This is a genomic window from Streptococcus sp. GMD4S (genome assembly GCF_000296955.1).
Genome location: NZ_AJRE01000169.1, coordinates 1 through 2137, shown reverse-complemented (window position 1 = coordinate 2137; position 2137 = coordinate 1). Strand labels below are relative to the sequence as shown.

The following is a 2137-nucleotide window of genomic DNA, read 5'->3' as shown; positions in this document are numbered from 1 at the left end:
AAGGTACAGAAGCTGAGAAAGCCTTTAACAGTCTGGTTGCTAAATTGGCTCGTCATAACTATGACCGTCTTGGCTTTGAAGCCAAAGATGGTGAATCAGATGAAGACGAATTGGTTCGTCAGTTGACCATTTCCATGATGATTCGTTCCAATGATGTAGAAGCTAGTCAAGTCGCTAGTCAAATCTTTGCAGCTCACAAGGAAAATCTTGCAGGACTTCCAGCAGCAATCCGTGCTCAAGTTCTCATCAATGAAATGAAAGACCATGAGACCAAGGACTTGGTCGCAACTTATCTGGACCTATATACTCATGCGACGGATGCGGTCTTTAAACGCCAGTTGGCAGGAGCTCTTGCATATAGTATAGATGCTGACAATATCCAAACCCTGATTGGCTCATGGAAAGATAAATTTGTAGTGAAACCACAAGACCTTTCTTCATGGTACCTCCAATTCCTCGGACACCAAGCTACCCAAGAAACTGTTTGGGTTTGGGCGCGTGAAAACTGGGATTGGATTAAGGCAGCCCTTGGTGGAGATATGAGCTTTGATAGCTTTGTCATCTTCCCATCGCATATCTTTAAAACAGAGCAACGCTTGGCAGAGTACAAGGATTTCTTTGAACCTCAACTCTCTGACCTTGCGCTTAGCCGTAACATTCGTATGGGTATCAAGGATATCGCAGCGCGTGTTGACTTGATTAAGCGTGAAAAAGCAGCAGTAGAAAAGGCTTTGAAAGCAAGTAAGTAATAGAGAAAAAACAGCGGATCTTGCAATCTGCTGTTTTTTGGAAGTCAGTATAAAGTGTCCATCCTGAAAATCGTGTTATAATAGCAATGTCAAAGAAATTTTACCTAGAATTGTATAGGATGTTAAAGAATTTCGTCTAGACAATTCGTGAAGAAAAGAATAATATAAATAGGAAATGCAGATGTTAGGAAAACAATTAAAATTATTTAGAGAACAAAATGGCTACAGTCAGAATCAAATAGCAGAATATCTGGGGACGACTCGTCAAACTATCTCAAATTGGGAAAATGATAAAACAATTATAGATAGTCATAGTTTGATTCGCTTAGCTGATTTTTATCAGATCTCTTTAGATGAGTTATGTGGACGAAAAAAGATTCCTGTTTACAAGAATTCAAAGATCAAGTCTATGATTTTAGCTAATGCTTGTACACTTTGGACCTGCTTCGCTTCCACTCATCGCTAAATCAATTGTTTTCCGACTAGCTTTTCAATTCTATTGATTCTAGGAGGACAATGATGTCTTACGTTTATTTAACTCTAGCTATTGTATCTGAAATAGCTGCTACAAGTCTGTTAAAACTGTCGCAAGGTTTTTCGAAAATGCTTTTTGGGATTCTTGCTTTAGTTTTGTATGGCTTGTGTTTTTTCTTTCTATCTTTGTCTTTGAAAGGCATACAACTAAATCTAGTCTATGCTATTTGGTCTGGTGTTGGTTTGGTTGGAACAACTGTGCTATCTATTTTGCTTTTTCATGAAAAAGTAACGTTCGCAAGTCTCTTGGGAATTGCTTTAGTTATTGTGGGGCTTGTTATATTAAACCTATCACAAAAGGTTCACTAATGAGGTAGTATGTTATGGGTGACAATTATTTTAAAAATAAAAGAGTCGTTATTATTGGTGCCAGTGGAAATTTGGGACAAGCCTATACACAAGCTTTTTTTCAAGCAGGTGCTCATTTATTTCTTTTAGGTCGCAATATGAATAAATTAGCCAGTTTTTCTGAGAATATTGCTTCCAAGATTCCGATTTGCTCAGTAGATATAACGAATGAAACTTCTATTAAAGTTGCAGTGTCTGAAGTTCAAAAGTGGTCGGATAATATAGATATTGTTATTAATGCAACGGGATTTGATGTACGAAAATCTTTATTATCTCACTCTGAGGAGGAGATCAATCAAACTATGACGATTAACCTAATAGGGGCTATCCTTGTCAGCAAACATTTTTTACCTTTGTTAAAAAATCAAAAAGGAGCAACCATTGTGCATTCAGGAGGTTTTGCAGATGGTAGGCTGGCCTTCCCCTATTATAGTGTAGATGTGGCGAGCCGCGCCGGACTTTTTTCTTTTATCGAATCAATGAACCGAGAATTAATACAGGAGCAG

Annotated in this window: 4 protein-coding genes; all 4 read left to right on the top strand. The window is 37.9% G+C overall.

Annotated elements, in window-relative coordinates; translation table 11 throughout:
- On the top strand, positions 1-749 hold a 749-nt coding region (locus GMD4S_RS08245), incomplete at its 5' end, for an ERAP1-like C-terminal domain-containing protein (RefSeq protein WP_000475043.1).
- A gap of 181 nt (positions 750-930) precedes the next feature.
- Positions 931-1215, top strand: a complete 285-nt coding sequence (locus tag GMD4S_RS08240) for a helix-turn-helix domain-containing protein (RefSeq protein ID WP_008283941.1) — start codon at positions 931-933, stop codon at positions 1213-1215.
- 50 nt (positions 1216-1265) lie between these two features.
- A complete protein-coding gene (locus GMD4S_RS08235; RefSeq protein ID WP_009013481.1) occupies positions 1266-1592 on the top strand; it encodes a DMT family transporter in 327 nt (108 codons plus the stop codon).
- Between the two features lie 14 nt (positions 1593-1606).
- Positions 1607-2137, top strand: a 531-nt coding sequence (locus tag GMD4S_RS08230; RefSeq protein WP_000502734.1) for an SDR family NAD(P)-dependent oxidoreductase, incomplete at its 3' end; no start/stop codon positions are given.